Below are 18212 nucleotides of genomic sequence, written 5' to 3' on the forward strand. Positions count from 1 at the left end.
GATTTGAACTTTTTCGTTTCAACTCAACCACTTGCGCTTGCCTGACCGGTCTAACCAATCTCGGCAGCGGGAGGCGAATCCTACAGCATCCTAAGACGCTGTCAACCCCCTCCGCTTCATTTCGTCATCACCCGGAGGTGAGAGCCAAATGGCGAAGAATCCGTGGACCCCTCGCCCGGCTCAGACCTAAGTGCTTGATTTTCAAGCTGCTTCAGCGTCTGCGCCGGAAGTGGGGCGCATTATAGGGGAGTTTTGAGGCAGGTCAACAGGTTATTTCAAGAAACTTCAATAAAGTGGGATGGGCGCCAGGCGATAACCCGCTTCGGTCGCGATGATCCGGTACTGCTTGATCTCGCCAGGCGTCAGCAGAATGGATTGGGAGATGCTGCTCGCCATGGGTGCTGCACAACCGCCCGGACCGGAAGAGGTAAGACTCACGGCGATTTCGCCAGGCGGCAGATTGAAGGAAGCACTCTGACCCGCCATGAGGGTGCCGGCCAGTCGCCCCTGGATCAACAGACCTATATCGCATCCGGACCCTGAGTAGGCGTCGCCGCGGGTGATCATGAGGATGCCCGGCTGCCCTGTTCCGCCCTGGGGGACCTGAGCCGAGGCGAAAGAGCTGCAGAGCAAGGCCGTCAGCACACCGATAAGCAACTTCATGACTATCTCCTGCGGGGTCGCCAAGCACCTTAGCACTGCGCAGCCTGCCGTGCGCTGTTTCGCAGCAGGACCGCTTCAGACGCCGCTTCAGGGCACGAAAACTGAGCAAGCGGTCAGGTTTGGTGCCAGGCCAGGCATCTGAAATTTTCCAGAATCCTTATACAACGCGTTGAAAAATAACTATTTTCGCCCGCCCACCGGAGCTTGGCGTCGATCTTGCTGAGCACGGCGAACGCTGTACATAACGAGAAAGCACTTCCAGGAGCCTACATGCGCAAGACCCTAACCACCGCGCTGCTGACCACGAGCCTGATTACAGCCGGTGTAGCCAACGCCGCAGACAGTCCACTGCTGTGGCACGGTGAAAGCCTCACCTATCTATATGGCAAGGATTTCCGGGTCGATCCCCGTATCCAGCAGACCGTCACCTTCGAGCATGCCAGCAGTTGGATCTGGGGCGATCTCTTCCTCTTCGTCGACAGCATCTGGTTCAACGGCGCGACCAATGCCAGCGACGGCCATCAAGGCTTCTATGGCGAACTCAGTCCACGACTGTCCTTTGGCAAGCTGTCCGGCCGGGATCTTTCCTTTGGCCCGGTCACCGATGTGCTGCTCGCCACCACACTGGAATACGACCAGAACGATGGCGAGGGCGCCGGCCGTGATCAGCGCAACTACCTGGTCGGTCCGGGTTTCGACCTCAAGGTGCCGGGCTTCGACTACTTCCAGCTGAATCTCTATTACCGCAAGCCGGACGGCGGCAGTGCGCCTTCGGGTGCCTGGCAGCTCACGCCGGTATGGGCCTACACCCTGCCCCTGGGCAATTCGGATCTGCTCATCGATGGCTACATGGACTGGGTGATGAACAACAAGGGCAGCTATCACGCCAATCTGCACTTCAATCCCCAGGTCAAGTACGACCTGGGCAAGGCCATGGGCTACGAGGCCAAGCATCTCTATGTAGGGACCGAGTACGACTACTGGTCGGACAAGTATGGCATCAAGGACAGCGAGGGCTTCCGTACCGACCAGAGCGTTTTCAGCTTCCTGGTGAAGTATCAGTTCTAGCCTGGCCAGGCCCACTTCTGGCGCTGCAACCGCCTTACCGGCGGGCAGCGCCACTGCGAGGTAATCACCATGCCCACTCCCGTCCGCGATGATCTGCTCTATGGCCTAAACGATCGCCCGGCCCCGCTCGCGGCTTTTTGCGCCGCCCTGCAGCATGTCCTGGCGAGCTTCGTGGGGATCGTTACTCCACCGCTGATCATTGCCGGGGCTCTGGGTCTGCACGAGCACCTGCCCTACCTGATCAGCATGGGGCTGATGGTGTCGGGCGTCGGCACCTTTCTGCAGGCCCGCGGTGCCGGTGGGCTGGGGGCGGGCATGATCTGCCTGCAGGGCACCAGTTTCTCCTTTCTGTCCGCGGTGCTGGCAGCCGGGATGCTGGTCAAGCAGCGCGGCGGGACACCGGAGGACATCCTGGCGATGATCTTTGGCGTCTGCTTCTTTGGCGCCTTCGTGCAGATCGGCCTGAGTCGCTGCCTGGGCCTGTTGCGCCGGGTGATCACGCCACTGGTGACGGGCATCGTCATCACCCTCATCGGCATCAGCCTGATCAGGGTGGGCGTCACCGATCTCGGCGGGGGCGCCAAAGCCACCAACTTCGGCGCGCCGATCAACCTGGCCCTCGGCGGCCTGGTCCTGGTGGTCATCATCGGCCTGAACCTGTCGCGGCGACCCTGGTTGCGGCTGTCGGCGGTGATGATCGGCCTGCTGGTGGGCTCCCTCGCCGCCTGGACCTGCGGCCTGTTGAAACCTCAGCCGCTGCCGGACCTGCCTCTGGTCAGCGTCCCCCTCCCCTTCCATTTCGGCTTCGCCTTCGACTGGTCGGCCTTCCTACCGGTCGCGCTCATCTATCTGATCAGCACCCTGGAAACCACCGGCGACCTGACCGCCAACTGCCTGATCTCGCGGCAGCCCATCGAAGGCCCCGGCTATCTGCGACGGTTGCGGGGCGGGGTCCTGGGTGATGGCGTCGCCTGCCTGCTCGCCGCCACCTTCAATACCTTTCCCAGCACCACCTTCGCGCAGAACAACGGGGTGATCCAGCTGACCGGCGTGGCCAGCCGCCATGTCGGCTACTGGATAGGCGCCATCCTGCTGGCGCTGGGCCTGTTCCCCGTGCTGGGCGCCATCCTGCAGCAGATTCCCAAGCCGGTGCTGGGCGGTGCGACCCTGGTGCTGTTCGGCAGTGTCGCCGCGGCTGGGATACGGCTGCTGGCGCACTGCACCCTAGATCGCCGCAGCCTGCTGATCATCGCCACCTCCCTTGGCGTGGGTCTCGGTATCGCCAGCCAGCCGACGCTGCTGGATCAACTGCCGCCACTGGTGAAGAATCTCTTCGACACCGCGATCACCAGCGGCGGCATCACCGCCATCCTGCTCAACCTGTTGCTGCCCGAGGAGCGCAGTGCAGCGCTGACGGAATGCAGCTCGCCAGCACCACACCGGTAAAAGAGCCCTTGTGCCCAGGGCGGCGGGTACGCTATTGATGCCTGCCGCGCCTTTGGATCCTGCAGTTGTCATGACCCCTCTCGTACCCGCCCATCACGCCGGCCAGGACAAGCCGGCCGGACGCATCCGGCAGAAGAATGAGGAGTCGATCCTGAGCGCGGCGGAGGAAGAATTCGCCCGCCATGGCTTCAAGGGCACCAGCATGAACACCATCGCGCAACGCGTCGGGCTGCCCAAGGCCAATCTCCATTACTACTTCAACAACAAGCTCGGCCTCTATATGGCGGTGCTGGGCAACATCCTCGAACTCTGGGACAGCACCTTCAACCACCTAACCGTGGAAGACGACCCCGCCGAGGCCCTGAGCCGCTATATCCGCGCCAAGTTGGAGTTCTCGCGGCGCCAACCGCTCGCCTCGCGGATCTTCGCCATGGAGATCATCGGCGGCGGTCACTGCCTGTACGAGTATTTCGATCAGGACTACCAGACCTGGTTTCGCAGCCGGGCGGCGGTATTCGAGGCCTGGATCGCGGCCGGCAAGCTGGATCCGGTGGATCCGGTCCATCTGATCTTCCTGCTGTGGAGCAGCACCCAGCACTATGCCGATTTCGCCAGCCAGATCTGCCAGGTGACCGGTCGCACCCGTCTGACCCGGCAGGATTTCGACGAGGCGGCGCAGACCCTGACCCATGTCATCCTCAAGGGACTGGGTCTCCAGGCACCATGACCTTTACCCTGATCCAGGATGCCGCCTTCGAAGAAGAGGTGCGCAAGAGTCGTTTCCTCGCCCTCGCCGCACCCGTCACCACGGTGGAGGCGGCCATGGCTTTCATCGAGCGCGTGAGCGTGCCGACCGCGACCCACAATTGCTGGGCCTGGAAGCTCGGCAATCAATACCGCTTCAATGACGACGGCGAGCCCGGCGGCACGGCGGGCCGGCCCATCCTGGCCGCCATCGAGGGGCAGGATTGCGACCAGGTGGTGGTGGTGGTCATCCGCTGGTACGGCGGCATCAAGCTGGGTACCGGTGGCCTGGTACGCGCCTATGGCGGTTGCGCCGCCCGTTGCCTGCAGCAGGCGGCCAAGCAGCCGCTGGTGGTGCGGCAGGATTATGGCTTCGCCTGTACCTATGCGGAATGGCCGCTGATCAAGGCCCGCTTGGCGGGCCTGGCGGTGCTGGTGCTCGAAGAGGATTACCAGGCGCTGGAAATCGCCCTGCGGATTGCCGTGGAGCCGCAACGGCGCGACGAGGTGGCGACCCTGCTGAGCAACCTGAGCAGCGGCCGCATCGTCCTGCGCGCGCTTTAGCGGCACGACCTTTGCTGTCTGGTGGTGCACGCCCTTCCGATTCGCACCGCCCTGGCGCATCCCTGCGCCAATCCGCTGTTGCGCTCTGTCTGGCGGCAAGACTGAACCTGCCGAGAGCTGCCAGGCGCCCCAAAAACGCGCATCAGACAGCCGCCAGGCATGTTTTTGGTGCAACCCTTTGCGACGACTGCCCTGATGAACGAATTGCCTTCTGCCGTGGCGACCCTGGTCCACAGTGCCAATACCCTGTTCCTGCTGCTGGGCGCCGTGATGGTGCTGGCCATGCACGCCGGTTTCGCCTTTCTCGAAGCCGGCACCGTGCGGCACAAGAACCAGGTGAACGCCCTGTCCAAGATCCTCGCTGACTTCGCCATTTCCACCCTGGTGTACTTCTTCGTTGGCTACTGGATAGCCTATGGCGTGACTTTTTTCGCCCCCGCCCAGGTGCTGACCGCCGACAGCGGCTACGGACTGGTGAAGTTCTTTTTCCTGGCGACCTTCGCCGCGGCCATTCCGGCGATCATCTCGGGCGGCATCGCCGAACGGGCGCGCTTCGTGCCACAGCTCTGCGCCACCGCGCTGATCGTGGCCTTCGTCTATCCGTTTTTCGAAGGCCTGATGTGGAACAACAATCTCGGCCTGCAGGATAGGTTCGAAGCGCTGTTCGGTGCGCGCTTCCATGATTTCGCCGGCTCCGTGGTGGTGCACGCCATGGGCGGCTGGCTGGCGCTGGCCGCGGTGATGCTGCTGGGCCCCCGTCAGGGTCGCTATCGCGAAGGTCGGCTGGTGGCCTTTCCGCCGTCGAACATTCCCTTCCTGGCGCTGGGCTCCTGGATCCTGATCGTCGGCTGGTTCGGCTTCAACGTGATGAGCGCCCAGAGCCTGGCCGGCGTCAGTGGCCTGGTGGCCCTGAATTCGCTGATGGCCATGGTCGGCGGGACGGCTGCTGCCCTGCTCCTGGGACGCAACGATCCCGGCTTCCTGCACAACGGCCCCCTGGCGGGCCTGGTCGCCATCTGCGCGGGCTCCGATCTCATGCATCCCATCGCGGCGCTGGGGACCGGCCTGGTGGCGGGAGCCCTGTTCGTCTGGGCCTTCACCGCGGTGCAGACACGCTGGAAGCTGGACGATGTCCTGGGGGTCTGGCCGCTGCACGGCCTCTGCGGCGCCTGGGGCGGCATCGCCTGCGGCCTGTTCGGCCAGACCGCGCTCGGCGGTCTGGGTGGAGTGAGTCTGCTGGCGCAGCTGGCCGGCACCGGGTTGGGCATTGTCGTCGCCCTGCTCGGTGGCCTGGCGGTGTACGGGCTGCTCAAGGCGGTGCTGGGTCTGCGTCTGAGCCAGGAAGAGGAATACCAGGGCGCCGACCTGTCGATCCATCGCATCGCCGCCAACAGTCACGACGGCTAGCCGCCCAGGTTACCCACAGGGACCGTGCACAGTGATGTGGATAACCCGTGCATGAAGTCACGAGAACGCCACAGGGACCGGTCTGGCGGCGACTGGTGAAGAAATGAACACACAGCCAGTGTCGTGGCAGAGACCGGAGACGGCGGGACTCAGGTAGCCCACTGGCGAGCGGAGTCGGTAGAGTAGGCGACCCTTTCCCCAGGAGCGCTCCATGCCCGCCCTTTCGACCCTGCTGCCCTGGCTGCGCGAGGTGGACCGCACCACCCTGAAGGCGGATCTGGGTGCGGGTCTCCTGGGCGCGGTGCTGGCGTTGCCCCAGGGCGTGGCCTTCGCCACCCTGGCCGGACTGCCACCGCAATACGGCGTCTATGGCGCGGTGGTGCCCTGCATCGTTGCTGCTTTGGCGGGCTCCAGTCGCCATGTGGTGACCGGTCCGACCAACGCCAACTCCCTGGCCCTGCTGGCAGCGCTGTCACCGCTGGCGCTCGCCGGCTCTGGTCCCTATATCGATCTGGCCCTGGCGGTGACCCTGCTGGTCGGCCTGCTGCAATTTACGGTGGGTGCCCTGCGCCTCGGCGCGGTGGCCAACTTCATCTCGCCCTCGGTGCTGCTCGGCTTCATGAGTGGCGCCGCCGTGCTGATCGGGCTCTATTCGCTCAAGGACCTGCTCGGGCTGTCGCCGCCGCTGGGCACCTCGGCCTTTGGCGTGCTTGGCTATGTGCTCACCCATCCCCTGGCGATTCACTGGCCCTCGCTGGTGATCGGTGTGGTGACCCTGGTCGCCACCCTGCTGCTGCGCCGACTGCGCCCGCGCTGGCCGACCATGCTGCTGGGCCTGCTGGCTGGTTGCCTGAGCGCCTGGATCCTGGAGCGTAGCGTGGCGGGCGCGGCCCAGGGGATCGCTACGGTCGGACGGATTCCCTCGGCGCTGCCGCCCTTCCATCTGCCCGACGTCACCCTGCAGGATCTGGGCAATCTCTCCGGGATCGCTGTAGCCCTGACCTTGGTGGCCCTCGGGCAGTCGCTGTCGATCGCCAAGGCGGTGGCCCAGCGCTCCGGACAGCGGCTGGACGTCAATCGCGAATTCCGTGGCCAGGGCCTGGCCAACCTGGTGGGCGGCTGCTTTTCGGCCTATGTCTCCTGCGGCTCGCTGAATCGCTCCATGCCTAATTTCGAAGCCGGCGCCCGCACCCCGCTGGCCGCAGTGTTCGCCGCCCTGCTGGTGGTAGCCCTGGTGGCCTTCGGGGGTGCCCTGATCGCCGCCATTCCGCTGGCGGCCATCGCCGCCACCCTGCTGCTGGTGGCGCGCGGCCTGCTGGACCTGGGTCGCTGGCGCGAGGTGCTGAAGGTCAGCCGTACCGAGGCGCTAGTGGCCGGGGTGACCTTCCTGGCGACCCTGACCATTCCGCTGGACCGCGCCGTGCTGCTGGGCACCCTGGTGTCCCTGGTGGCCTACCTCTATCGCACCTCGCACCCGGCGATCCGCCCGCTGGTGCCGGACCCCCGTACCCCCGAGCGTCGTTTCACCCCGCTGGACGAACTGGGCCAGCCGGCGCAGGAGTGTCCGCAACTCAAGCTGGTGCGGGTGGAAGGCTCGGTGTTCTTTGGCGCCGTGCCCCATGTGGGCGACCAGCTGGACGGCTTTCGCAGCGCCCAACCCGGCCAGAAGCATGCGCTGTTCATGACCAAGAGCATGAATTTCATCGATTTGGCCGGTAACGACCTGTGGCGGCGCGAATGGCGCGCGCGCCGGGCCCTGGGCGGCGATCTCTATTTCCATCGCCCGCGCACGCCGGTGCTGCAGCTATTCGCCAAGACCGGGTTTCTCAAGGAGCTGGGCGAAGGCCATATCTTCTCGTCCAAGGATCAGGCCTTGCGCAGCATCTATCCGCGGCTGGATCCGGAAGTCTGCCGCAGCTGCACCGCGCGGACCTTCGTCGAGTGCGCGGCGCGCGCGGCGGAGCAGGCGCCAGGCGCGGACGCTGCCCGAACGGACTGCTAAGCTGGCGGTTTCCTTCTGCTGCTGGAGATCTCCATGACCGCTGTCCTGCGTCTCGCTCGCCGCCTCGCCCTGACCACTCTGCTGTTGCCGGGGCTGGCCCTGGCCCACGGCCATCTCAAGAGCGCCGAGCCCGCGCCCGACAGCACCAGCCCGGCACCGAAGCAACTGAGTCTGAGCTTTTCCGAGGGGATCGAAGCCGCCCTGAGTCAGGTGCAGCTGCAACGGCTGGATGGCCAGGCCAGCACGGCCATCACCACCGGCAAGGTCATTTCCGGCCGCGACGAACGTACCCTGGACGTCCCTCTGGAGGCGCCGCTGGAACCGGGTCGCTACCAGGTGAAATGGCGGGTACTGGCCAAGGACGGGCACAAGACACAGGGCGATTACCGCTTCACCGTCCAGTAAGGATGGACGGCACACTGGCGACGCCCGATGCCTGGCGTCCCCTCGCCCGTACCCTCTTCCTGCTGCCGCTGCTGCTGACCTGGGGCTATCTGGCGCTGGCACTCTGGCTGGGTCGACCTGCATTGCGTCTCTGGCTGCTGGAACGGGCACGGTCCACCGCCCACCTGCTGGGCGCACTGCTGCTGCTCGGGGTGCTGAGCCTGTTGCCGCTACAGGCAGCGCTGGTGGGGGATGGCTGGGCGGATGCCTTCAACCTGCCCCTATGGCAACTCTATCTGGGCACGGCGGCCGGCCACGGCTGGCGCTGGCAACTGCCGCTGGGCCTGTTGCTGGCCCTGTGGCTGCTGGTGGGGCCCGGGGTCCGCAGCAACCACTGGCTGTGGGGATTCAGTGGCCTGCTGCTGGCCAGTCTGGCCCTGGGTGGCCATGCCGCCGCGACAGCCGGCTGGCTTGGCGGGGTGCATCAGCTGAATCAGGCGCTGCATCTACTGACCACGGGGCTCTGGCTGGGCAGCCTGCCCGGGGTGCTGCTGTGCCTGGGACGGCCACCGGCCAATCTGAGGGATGACGCCCAGCAGCTGCTGCGCAGCTACTCCCTGCCCGGGCAGATCAGCGTGGCGCTGGCGCTGCTCAGCGGTGCCTTCAACAGCCTGCTGATCCTCGGACCGGACGGCCTGCTGCGTTTGACGCCCTACTCCGCTCTGCTGTTGGCCAAGGTACTGGTGGTGGTGACGATGGTCGCCCTGGCCCTGGCCAATCGTTACCTGCTGGTGCCGCGATTGGGACGAGGGCCGCGGGCAGGGCAGCTGCTGCGCCAGGCCACCGCCGTGGAGATTGCCCTGGGGGTGGCTGCCGTGGTGTTGGTAGCGGCCTTCTCCGGCCTGGATCCCTATAGCTGAATACCGGGGCGACCGCTGTCGCCCCGGCCCTGCCTTAGAAGTAGACGTTCATGCCCAGGTAGATTTCCTTGCTGCTGTCGAGCTGGCTCGAACCGAGCTTGGCGCCGTCCTGGTCGATGTCCGGCTTGGCGTTGCTGCGCAGGTAGCGATAGCCGGCTTCCAGGGAGGTGCGGTCGTTGACCTGTTGCAGGATGCCCGCCTGGACCCCGGCCACATAGCCGAGGTCGCTGTCGTGGCCGAAGCTGGAACCGTCCTGGGTGACCCGGGCGACGCCCAGGGTGCCACCGCCGAACAGCTTGGTATTGCGGCCCAGGGGATAGAAGGCATCGTAGCTGCCGGTCAGGTCCTGCTGCTTGAGCCTCAGGCCATCGCTGCTGCCACTGGCCTGGTCGAGGGTGGCGTAGTAGCGACCGGTAGTGTTCTGCTGGCCAAGACGCAGCCCCCAGGTATTGCTGCCGTCGAGGGCACCGTCGGTATCGGGGCTGTTCAAGTTGCGGTCGAGGGCGTGGCTGTTGCTGAAGTTGTCATAGCTCTTGCCATAGGTAAGGCCGGCGAAGTTCTGGGCATCGGCGGCAAACACCTGATGACTGGCCAGGGCCAGCAGGCCGAAGAGGACGACACGAGATTTCAGGGCGTTCATGGTGAAAAGCTCCTCACGCGATGCGAATACAGCCCGACCGGCTGCGCGGCCATCTTTGGCGGAGGCGGATTAGCGCAGGATTAAGGAGGCTGAATCGAAGCTGAACGCTGAGGCAGGACGCAAGCGTGAACCGGACCGCCCGTTGCAGGCGGCCCGGTTTCTGGAATCAACGCTGACGGTGGTACTCGGTCACGCGCTGCACTTCTTCCTTGGAGCCCAGGAACACCGCCACCCGCTGGTGCAGGCCATCGGGCTGGACGTCGAGGATGCGCTGGTGACCGTTGGTGGCGGCACCACCGGCCTGCTCGACCAGCATGGACATGGGGTTGGCCTCGTACATCAGGCGCAGCTTGCCGGGCTTCTCGGGCTCACGGGCATCACGGGGGTACATGAAGATGCCACCGCGGGTAAGGATGCGATGGACGTCGGCCACCATGGAGGCGATCCAGCGCATGTTGTAGTTCTTGCCCAGGGGACCTTCCTTGCCGGCCAGCAGCTCGTCCACATAACGCTTGACCGGGGCTTCCCAGTGGCGCTGGTTGGACATGTTGATGGCGAATTCGGCGGTGGTCTCGGGGATGGTGATGTCTTCGTGGGTCAGCACGAAGCTGCCCAGTTCGCGATCCAGGGTGAAGCCCTTGACGCCGTCACCCAGGGTCAGCACCAGCATGGTCTGGGGACCGTAGATGGCGTAGCCGGCGGCGACCTGCTCGGTGCCCTTCTGCATGAAGGCTTCTTCGGTCACGTCACCGGTGGTGCTGCTGACGAAGTCCTTGCGCAGGATCGAGAAGATGGTGCCGACGGAGACGTTGACGTCGATGTTGGACGAGCCGTCCAGCGGGTCGAACATCAGCAGGTAGGCGCCCTTGGGATAGTGACCGGGGATCTGGTGAACCTGGTCCATCTCCTCGGAGGCCATGCCGGCCAGGGTGCCGCCCCACTCGTTGGCTTCCAGCAGGATCTCGTTGGACAGCACGTCCAGCTTCTTCTGCACCTCGCCCTGGACGTTCTCGGTGCCCATGCTGCCGAGCACGCCACCCAGCGCCCCCTTGGACACCTCGTAGCTGATGCGCTTGCACGCCCGGGCCACGACTTCGATGAGGAAGCGCAGGTCGGCCGGGGTCTTGTGGCTGCGGGTCTGCTCGATGAGGTAACGACTGAGGGATATCCGGGACATCGCGGTGCTCCTTGTAATGATGGGCGCGAGTGTAGCGCCAAAGCTCAAGCTCCGTCTCAAGCAGAGCGGACCGTCAGGCCAGGTCTGCCAGCCAGTGCCGATTCCGGGTTTCATCAATGGGGTGATGAGACGCTGGACACCGGCGGCCGACAGGGAACGCACACCTAGGGCGCGTCCGGGGTCTCCACGGCCAGCAGTACGCCTCGACCCGCACGGAGATTTTCGGCGCTGGGGTAGACTGCCGAGTCGGGTTCCAGTTCAGGCTGACGGCTGTCCAGCTGTATCAGCCAGTGATGTCCGTCACGTGACGGGGGCAGGCGCAGGTCGATTTCCTCCCGACGTGGCTGGAAGGCCAGCCAGATCCGCGCGGCCTGGGGTTGGTCCTCGCCATCGAGGGCTTCCAGGGTGAGGCTCAGCGGCAGGCTGCCACCGGCCTTCCAGCGGCCGTCGTCCATCGGCGCGCCGTCGCCATCGAGCCATTCGATCCTCACCCAGCCACGGGGATCAGGGCGGCCCAGCAGTCGCTGGGCTTGCAAGGCCGGCAACTGCTGGCGCAGCGCCATGAGGCGACCGACGAAGGCGCTCTGCCGCTGTCCGGCGGGGCTGCCGGCCTGCTGCCAGTCCAGCCAGGACAGTTCGTTGTCCTGCACATAGGCATTGTTGTTGCCCTGCTGGGTGCGGCCGAATTCGTCGCCGGCGGTCAGCATGGGTTCGCCACCGGCGAGGATCAGGGTCGCCAACAGGGCACGCTGGTCGGCAGCGCGGGCTTCCAGGACGGCAGGGTCGTCGCTCGGGCCTTCGACGCCGTTGTTCCAGCTCTTGTTGTCGGTGGTGCCGTCGCGATTCCCTTCGCCATTGGCTTCGTTGTGCTTCTCGGCGTAGCTGACCAGGTCGGCGAGGGTGAAGCCGTCGTGGGCGGTGATGAAGTTGACGCTGGTGCGCAGCAGGCGATCGCCGGCGCCGAAGAGATCGGCGCTACCGGCCAGGCGGGTGGCCAGGGCGCCACGCAGCCCCTCGTCACCGCGCCAGAAGCGGCGGACGTCGTCGCGGAAGGCGTCGTTCCATTCCTGCCAGGGCGCGCGGAAGGCGCCGACCTGATGCCCACCGGGACCGATGTCCCAGGGTTCGGCCACCAGCCGCACCTGGCGCAGCACCGGATCCTGGGCCAGGGCCTGGAGCAGTGGTGCATCGCGCTCGAAGCCGCTTTCCAGACGACCGAGCGCGGGCGCCAGGTCGAAGCGGAAGCCATCGACGCCGGCAGCGGTGACCCAATGGCGCAGGCTGTCCAGGGTCAGGCGCAGCGCTGGCGGGCTGTAGAGCGCCAGGCAGTTGCCGCAGCCCATGTCGTTGATATAGCGCGCCGGATCGTCCGGCTGCAGGCGGTAGTAGCCGGCGTTATCCAGGCCGCGCAGATTGAAGGTGGGGCCCAGTTCGTCACCTTCGCCGGTATGGTTGAAGACCACGTCGAGCAGCACCTCGAAGCCGGCCGCCTGCAGGATGGCCACCGTCTCGCGTAATTCGCCCAGGGCATCGCGGCCGGCCAGGCGCGGATCGACGGCGGCCATGACCACCGGGTTGTAGCCCCAGTAGTTGGCCAGCCCCAGGGCGGGCAGATGCCGATCGTCGGCCCAGGCAGCGATGGGCAGCAGCTCCAAGGTGGTGACGCCGAGGCGCTGCCAGTGCTCGATCAGCGCGGGATGCCGCAACGCCGCCAGGGTGCCGCGCTGGCGGGCCGGGACCTTCGGATGCAATTTGGTCTGGCCGCGGACGTGCAATTCGTAGATCAGCCCGGCATCGCCTCGCTTGGGCGCAGACGTCAGGGCGTCAACGGGCGGCAGGACGATGGCCTTGGGAACATGGGGGCCGCTGTCGCGCTCGTCCGGGCGGTTGGGGTCTTCGGGGTGGAAGCCATAGGTGCTGGGGTGCAGCTGGAAAGGCCGGTCCACCGCCAGCGCCCAGGGGTCCACCAGCAGCTTGTGCGCATTGAATCTGAGCCCGTCCTGGGGACGATAGGCGCCGTGGGCGCGCAGGCCGTACCTCAGCCCGGGCTTGGCGCCGGGTAGGAAACCGTACCAGACGCCGCCCTCGTGTTCGCGAAAGGCCAGGCGCTGGGTCTCGGCCTCTCCCTTGGCATCGTAGAGGCAGAGGTCGACGGCTTCGGCGGCCGGGGACCAGACGGCGAAGTTGATCCCGCCGTCGACGAGGGTGGCGCCGTAATGGGCGGGATTGCCCGCTTCGAGGCGGGTGGAGGTACGGGGCATGGGGACTCCGGTGACGGGCGTGTGGGGCGGATGCTGCAAGCATGTAGACGGCGCGGAAGGCGTGGGTTCTCCATGGGGGGGTAGGTGATCGCAGCCATGGCGGTCTGCCGAGACGGCCGCTCCGCTCTATGATCGCGGCCATGGGCCGCTCCTACGGATGCCCTGTAGGAGCGGCCAATGGCCGCGATAGACCCTATAACGACTACAGCGCCCTCCAGATCTCCGTGGCGTATTCGCGGATGGTGCGGTCGGAGGAGAACCAGCCCATGCTGGAAGTGTTGATCACCGCCGATTGCCACCATTTGTCCGGCTGCTGCCAGCGGGTCTCGACCTGGCGCTGGGCGTCCCAGTAGGCGTCGAAGTCGGCGCACACCAGGAAGCGATCGTGCCAGGTCAGGACGTCGAGCAGGCTGTTGTAGCGCGCCGGCTCGTCGGGCGAGAACTGGCCGGCGCGCAAACCAGACAGCACCTGCGCCAGGCGCGGCGAATTCTCGATGATGTCAGAGGAGATGCCACCGCTGCGCTGGCGCTCCTCCACCTCGGCCGCCTTGAGACCGAAGATGAACATGTGTTCTTCCCCGATCAGCTCGCACATCTCCACGTTGGCGCCGTCCAGGGTGCCGATGGTGAGAGCGCCATTGAGGCCGAACTTCATGTTGCTGGTGCCCGAGGCCTCCATCCCCGCGGTGGAGATCTGCTCGGACAGGTCCGCCGCCGGGATGATGACCTCGGCGAGGCTGACATTGTAGTTGGGCAGGAAGACCACCTTGAGCAGGTCGCGGGTCAGGGGATCGTTGTTGACCACCTTGGCCACGTCGTTGGCCAGCTTGATGATCAGCTTGGCCTGGTGATAGCTGGCCGCGGCCTTGCCGGCGAAGATCTTGACCCGGGGCGTCCAGTCGCCGTTGGGGTTGTCGCGGATGGCCTGGTAGAGGGCGATGGTCTGCAGCAGATTCATGAGCTGCCGCTTGTACTCGTGGATGCGCTTGATCTGGACATCGAACAGCGCGCCGGGATCGAGATCGATCTCCAGCCGCTGCTTCACCAGACTGGTGAAGGTGTCCTTGTTGCGCTGGCGCTGCAGGGCGAAGCGCTCGCGGAAGTTGGCGTCATTGGCATAGGGCTTGAGCTGCGGCAGGGTCTTCTCGGGGTCGTGCAGCACACCCTGGCCGAGGGTATCCACCAGCAGGTCGGTGAGCGCCGGATTGGCCTGGTGCAACCAGCGGCGGAAGGTGATGCCATTGGTCTTGTTGTTGATGCGATCCGGATAGAGGCGGTGCAACGAGCGGAAGACCGTCTTGCGCATCAGGTCGGTGTGCAGCCCGGAGACGCCATTGATGCTGTGGGAACCAAGGAAGGCGAGGTTGCCCATGCGCACCCGGCGACCCTGGCTTTCGTCGATCAGGGAGACATAGGAGATCATGGCGCCATCGGTTTCGCCGCGGGCGCGCAGGGAGTCGAGGAACTGCGCGTTGATCAGGTAGATGATCTGCATGTGGCGCGGCAGCAGGCGCTCCATCAGCTGCACCGGCCAGGTCTCCAGGGCTTCGGGCAGGAGGGTGTGGTTGGTGTAGCTGAGGGTGCCGACGGTGGTGCTCCAGGCGGCGTCCCAGGGAATGCCGTGGACGTCCACCAGGAGTCGCATCAGCTCGGCCACGGCGATGGCCGGGTGGGTGTCGTTGAGCTGGATGGACACGTGCTCGGGCAGGCTGAGCAGGTCGTTGTGCTGCTTGAGGTGGCGGCGGGTCAGGTCGGCCAGGGAGGCGGCGACGAAGAAATACTCCTGGCGCAGGCGCAACTCCTGGCCGGCTTCGCTGCTGTCGGCCGGATAGAGCACCCGCGAGATGCTCTCGGCGCGGGCCTCGTTGGCCACGGCGCCGACATGGTCGCCGGCGTTGAAGGTTTCCAGGTGCAGGATCTCCAGCGGTCGGGCGCGCCAGAGTCTCAGGGTATTGGCGCCCTCCCCGCCCCAACCGATCACCGGGGTGTCGTAGGCCACCGCGCGGATGCGCTCGCCGGGCGTCCACACCTGGCGCCGCGGATCGCCTTCGCCATAGGGGGCGACATGGCCGCCAAAGCCGATCTCGTACACCACTTCGGCGCGTTCGAATTCCCAGGGGTTGCCGAAATCCAGCCAGTTTTCCGGCTGCTCCAGCTGGAAGCCATCGGCGATCACCTGGCGGAACAGCCCGTGCTCGTAGCGGATGCCGTAGCCATGGCTGGCGATGCCCAGGGTAGCCATGCTCTCCATGAAGCAGGCGGCCAGGCGACCCAGGCCGCCGTTGCCCAGGGCGGCGTCCGGCTCCAGCCCGCGAATGCGTTCCAGATCGACGCCCAGGTCGGCCAGGGCGCGGCGAGTCTCTTCGAGGATGCCGAGGTTGGACAGGCTGTCGATCAGCAGCCGACCGATGAGGAATTCCAGGGACAGGTAGTAAACCCGCTTCTGGCCGGTGCGATAGGCATCGCGGGTGCGACTCATCCAGCGGTCGACGATGTAGTCCCGGGCGGCCAGGGCGGTGGCCTGGAACCAGTCGTGATCCAGGGCGTTGTCGGGATCCTTGCCGACGGCGTAGGTGAGCTTGGAGAGGATGTTGGTACGGAGCGCGGAAACTTCGTTGGGCGAGATGAAGCGGGGTCTCGTCATCAGGATTGACCTCTGCAAGCGCTTAGGAATCAGATCGCGAAGTGGCCGCGGATAATGCGGCGCGTGCCGTTCGCCTTACTTTTAGGCGAAACGTCGGGCACGTCCAAGCTTTTTTCGACACATCAGACGGTTAGCCATCTCTCCTCTCCGCTCTCTAGCCCGAGGTTTTCATCATGTGCAAGACCCTGCTCATCACCGGTGCGAGTCGCGGTATCGGCCGCGCCACGGCCCTCAGCGCCGCCGCCCGCGGCTGGAATGTCGCCTTCAACTATCGCCAGGACGAGGCCGCGGCCCAGGCCACCCTGGCCGAGATCGAAGCCCTTGGCGCGGAAGGGTTGGCCGTGCGCGCCGACGTCGCCGATGAAGCCGAGGTGGTGGCGCTGTTCGAGCGCACGGTGGAACGCTTCGGCGGGCTTGACGGCTTCGTCAACAACGCCGGCATCGTCGACCGCTCGCAGCCGCTGGTGGAGATGAGCGCCGAGCGCTTGCGACGGATGTTCGAGGTCAACGTCTACGGCGCCTTTCTCTGCGCCCGCGAGGCGGCCCGTCACCTGTCCCGCGAACGGGGCGGCCGCGGCGGTGCCATCGTCAACGTCTCGTCCATCGCCGCACGGCTGGGCTCGCCCAACGAATATGTCGACTACGCCGCCAGCAAGGCGGCATTGGACACCCTGACCCTCGGTCTGGCCAAGGAACTCGGTCCGCACGGGGTAAGGGTCAACGCGGTGCGACCGGGCGTGACCCTCACCGACATCCATGCCAGCGGTGGCCAACCGGGGCGCGCCGAGCGCCTGGGCGTGACCACTCCGCTGGGACGTGCGGGCGAGGCCGAGGAGATCGCTGCCGGTATCCTCTGGCTGCTGTCGGACGAGGCCTCCTACACCACCGGCGCGCTGCTGGACATCGGTGGTGGGCGCTAGGGCCTAGTTCCGCCGGGGCGTGAGGGCATTGAGCACCTGCTGCGACAGCGCATGGTAGAGCGGCACCGGCATCAGCCAGCCGGAGACGGCAGCGGCCAGCAGGCAGGCCGCCAGCACCGGCAACGCCATGTCCGGGCTGTGGGCCAGCTCCAGGGTGATGACCGTGGCGGTCAACGGGGTGCGGGTGACCCCGGCCAGGTAGGCGGCCAGCCCCAGCAGGGCGCACTGGGGCAGACTCATGCCCGGCAGCCAATCGACCAGCCAGGGCCCCAGGGCCGCACCGACCGCCAGGGAGGGCGAGAACAGACCGCCCGGTACCCCGGCGAGGTAGGAAACGACGTTGGCGAGGAATTTCCACAGCAGGAAGTCGCCCCCGGTCACGGGTTCGCCGGCCAGGATGGCGTGGGTTTCAGCGTAGCCGGTGCCGAACACGTGCTGGCCGGAAAGCAACCCCAGCGCCGCCAGCACCAGTCCACAAGCGGCGGCGAAAGCCACCGGACGCCGCCCGCGCAGGGCGTTCAGGCGCCCCAGCCAGCCCTGGTCGGTGGGCAGCACCAGGCGACCGTAGCAGCCGCCCAGCAGTCCGCCGACGACCCCGATGACGGCCACCCCGATCCAGCCCAAGCCCCAGGTCAGGCGCAGATCCAGGGCGCCGAGGTAGCTGTAGGGGCCGACGATACCCAGGGTGACGATGCCGCCGAGCAGTACGGCGGTCAGCACCAGGCCGCTGAAGCGCTGCTCGAAGGTGTGAGTCAACTCCTCGATGGCGAAGACCACCCCGCCTAGGGGCGTGTTGAAGGCCGCGGCAATTCCGGCGGCACCACCAGCGAGGATGAGTCCGGACAGGGTTCGGCGCCCGTGCAACCCGAGGCGCTTGCCGAAGCCATAGAGCAGGGCCGCGCCGACATGCACGGTGGGCCCTTCACGCCCCACCGAGCCACCTACCAGCAGGGCACCGGCAGTGAGCAGCAGCTTGGCGAGGGCGATGGGCGGCGCGAGCAGGCGCGCGCGTAGGTCCGCTTCGGGTCGTTCGAGGGTAGCGATGACCTGGGGAATGCCGCTGCCGCGGGCATCGCGCAGCGCACCTTGCGTCAGCCAGACCAGCAACGCAAAACCCAGGGGCGTCACCAGCCAAGGCCAGATCGCACTGTGCTGCAGCATCTTCTGAAAGAGGCCGAAGGAGGCATCGGCCAGCCAGGCGAAGGCCAGACCGGCCAGACCCACCAGCACCGCACCGACCCAGAAGGCGATGCGCTGGCGCCACTGGCGCAACCGACGGCGCCGGCGATGGCGCAGCAGATGCAGCCGACGGCGGGCGGCGACTTCGGGATCGGTATCGGGAAAGACGAGATCGGACATGGACAAGGGGCCA

The 18212-nt window shown here is 66.1% G+C and carries 15 protein-coding genes; 9 read left to right on the top strand and 6 right to left on the bottom strand.

Annotation, left to right across the window (positions count from 1 at the left end; all coding sequences use genetic code 11):
- Positions 1-285: 285 nt before the first annotated feature.
- Complete coding sequence (locus tag AX284_RS02100) at positions 286-663, bottom strand: hypothetical protein (protein WP_068383329.1); 378 nt, start codon at positions 661-663, stop codon at positions 286-288.
- Between the two features lie 270 nt (positions 664-933).
- Here AX284_RS02100 and AX284_RS02105 point away from each other — a divergent pair, with 270 nt between their 5' ends.
- The 8 genes from AX284_RS02105 to copD all read left to right on the top strand — a co-directional run bounded on the left by AX284_RS02105 (position 934) and on the right by copD (position 9198).
- Positions 934-1731: an outer membrane protein OmpK gene (locus AX284_RS02105; RefSeq protein WP_068383331.1), complete on the top strand. Its 798-nt coding sequence runs from the start codon at positions 934-936 to the stop codon at positions 1729-1731.
- Positions 1732-1800: 69 nt separating this feature from the next.
- On the top strand, positions 1801-3177 hold the full coding sequence (locus tag AX284_RS02110; protein ID WP_068383334.1) for a uracil-xanthine permease family protein: 1377 nt from the start codon (positions 1801-1803) through the stop codon (positions 3175-3177).
- Positions 3178-3247: 70 nt separating this feature from the next.
- Positions 3248-3904: a TetR/AcrR family transcriptional regulator gene (locus tag AX284_RS02115; RefSeq protein WP_068383336.1), complete on the top strand. Its 657-nt coding sequence runs from the start codon at positions 3248-3250 to the stop codon at positions 3902-3904.
- Positions 3901-4485, top strand: coding sequence for an IMPACT family protein (locus tag AX284_RS02120; RefSeq protein WP_068383338.1), 585 nt, complete (start codon positions 3901-3903; stop codon positions 4483-4485). The genes AX284_RS02115 and AX284_RS02120 overlap by 4 nt, the downstream gene beginning before the upstream one ends.
- A 195-nt stretch (positions 4486-4680) precedes the next feature.
- The gene (locus tag AX284_RS02125; protein ID WP_017640661.1) at positions 4681-5892 is read left to right on the top strand and encodes an ammonium transporter; all 1212 of its coding nucleotides are present in this window, start codon (positions 4681-4683) and stop codon (positions 5890-5892) included.
- Positions 5893-6103: 211 nt separating this feature from the next.
- Complete coding sequence (locus AX284_RS02130; protein ID WP_068383340.1) at positions 6104-7894, top strand: SulP family inorganic anion transporter; 1791 nt, start codon at positions 6104-6106, stop codon at positions 7892-7894.
- Positions 7895-7927: 33 nt separating this feature from the next.
- Entirely contained in the window at positions 7928-8299 is a 372-nt protein-coding gene (gene copC, locus AX284_RS02135) for a copper homeostasis periplasmic binding protein CopC (RefSeq protein WP_017640663.1), read from the top strand.
- Between the two features lie 2 nt (positions 8300-8301).
- The gene (gene copD, locus AX284_RS02140) at positions 8302-9198 is read left to right on the top strand and encodes a copper homeostasis membrane protein CopD (protein WP_068383342.1); all 897 of its coding nucleotides are present in this window, start codon (positions 8302-8304) and stop codon (positions 9196-9198) included.
- 34 nt (positions 9199-9232) lie between these two features.
- Here copD and AX284_RS02145 read toward each other — a convergent pair whose 3' ends face one another.
- From AX284_RS02145 to AX284_RS02160, 4 genes are all read right to left on the bottom strand, one after another.
- A complete protein-coding gene (locus AX284_RS02145; protein WP_068383345.1) occupies positions 9233-9838 on the bottom strand; it encodes an outer membrane protein in 606 nt (201 codons plus the stop codon).
- 166 nt (positions 9839-10004) lie between these two features.
- A complete protein-coding gene (locus AX284_RS02150) occupies positions 10005-11015 on the bottom strand; it encodes a class 1 fructose-bisphosphatase (protein WP_007162011.1) in 1011 nt (336 codons plus the stop codon).
- Positions 11016-11179: 164 nt separating this feature from the next.
- On the bottom strand, positions 11180-13276 hold the full coding sequence (gene glgX, locus AX284_RS02155) for a glycogen debranching protein GlgX (RefSeq protein ID WP_068383347.1): 2097 nt from the start codon (positions 13274-13276) through the stop codon (positions 11180-11182).
- A gap of 202 nt (positions 13277-13478) precedes the next feature.
- Positions 13479-15920, bottom strand: coding sequence for a glycogen/starch/alpha-glucan phosphorylase (locus AX284_RS02160; RefSeq protein ID WP_068383348.1), 2442 nt, complete (start codon positions 15918-15920; stop codon positions 13479-13481).
- Between the two features lie 173 nt (positions 15921-16093).
- Between AX284_RS02160 and AX284_RS02165 the strand changes: the two genes are divergently transcribed.
- On the top strand, positions 16094-16840 hold the full coding sequence (locus AX284_RS02165) for an SDR family oxidoreductase (RefSeq protein WP_068383350.1): 747 nt from the start codon (positions 16094-16096) through the stop codon (positions 16838-16840).
- Between the two features lie 3 nt (positions 16841-16843).
- Here the strand turns inward: AX284_RS02165 and AX284_RS02170 are convergent, their stop codons facing one another.
- Positions 16844-18199 (bottom strand): chloride channel protein, encoded by a 1356-nt coding sequence (locus tag AX284_RS02170; protein ID WP_068383352.1) that lies wholly within the window; start codon positions 18197-18199, stop codon positions 16844-16846.
- Positions 18200-18212 lie beyond the last annotated feature (13 nt).

Source organism: Pseudomonas sp. HUK17, assembly GCF_001566765.1.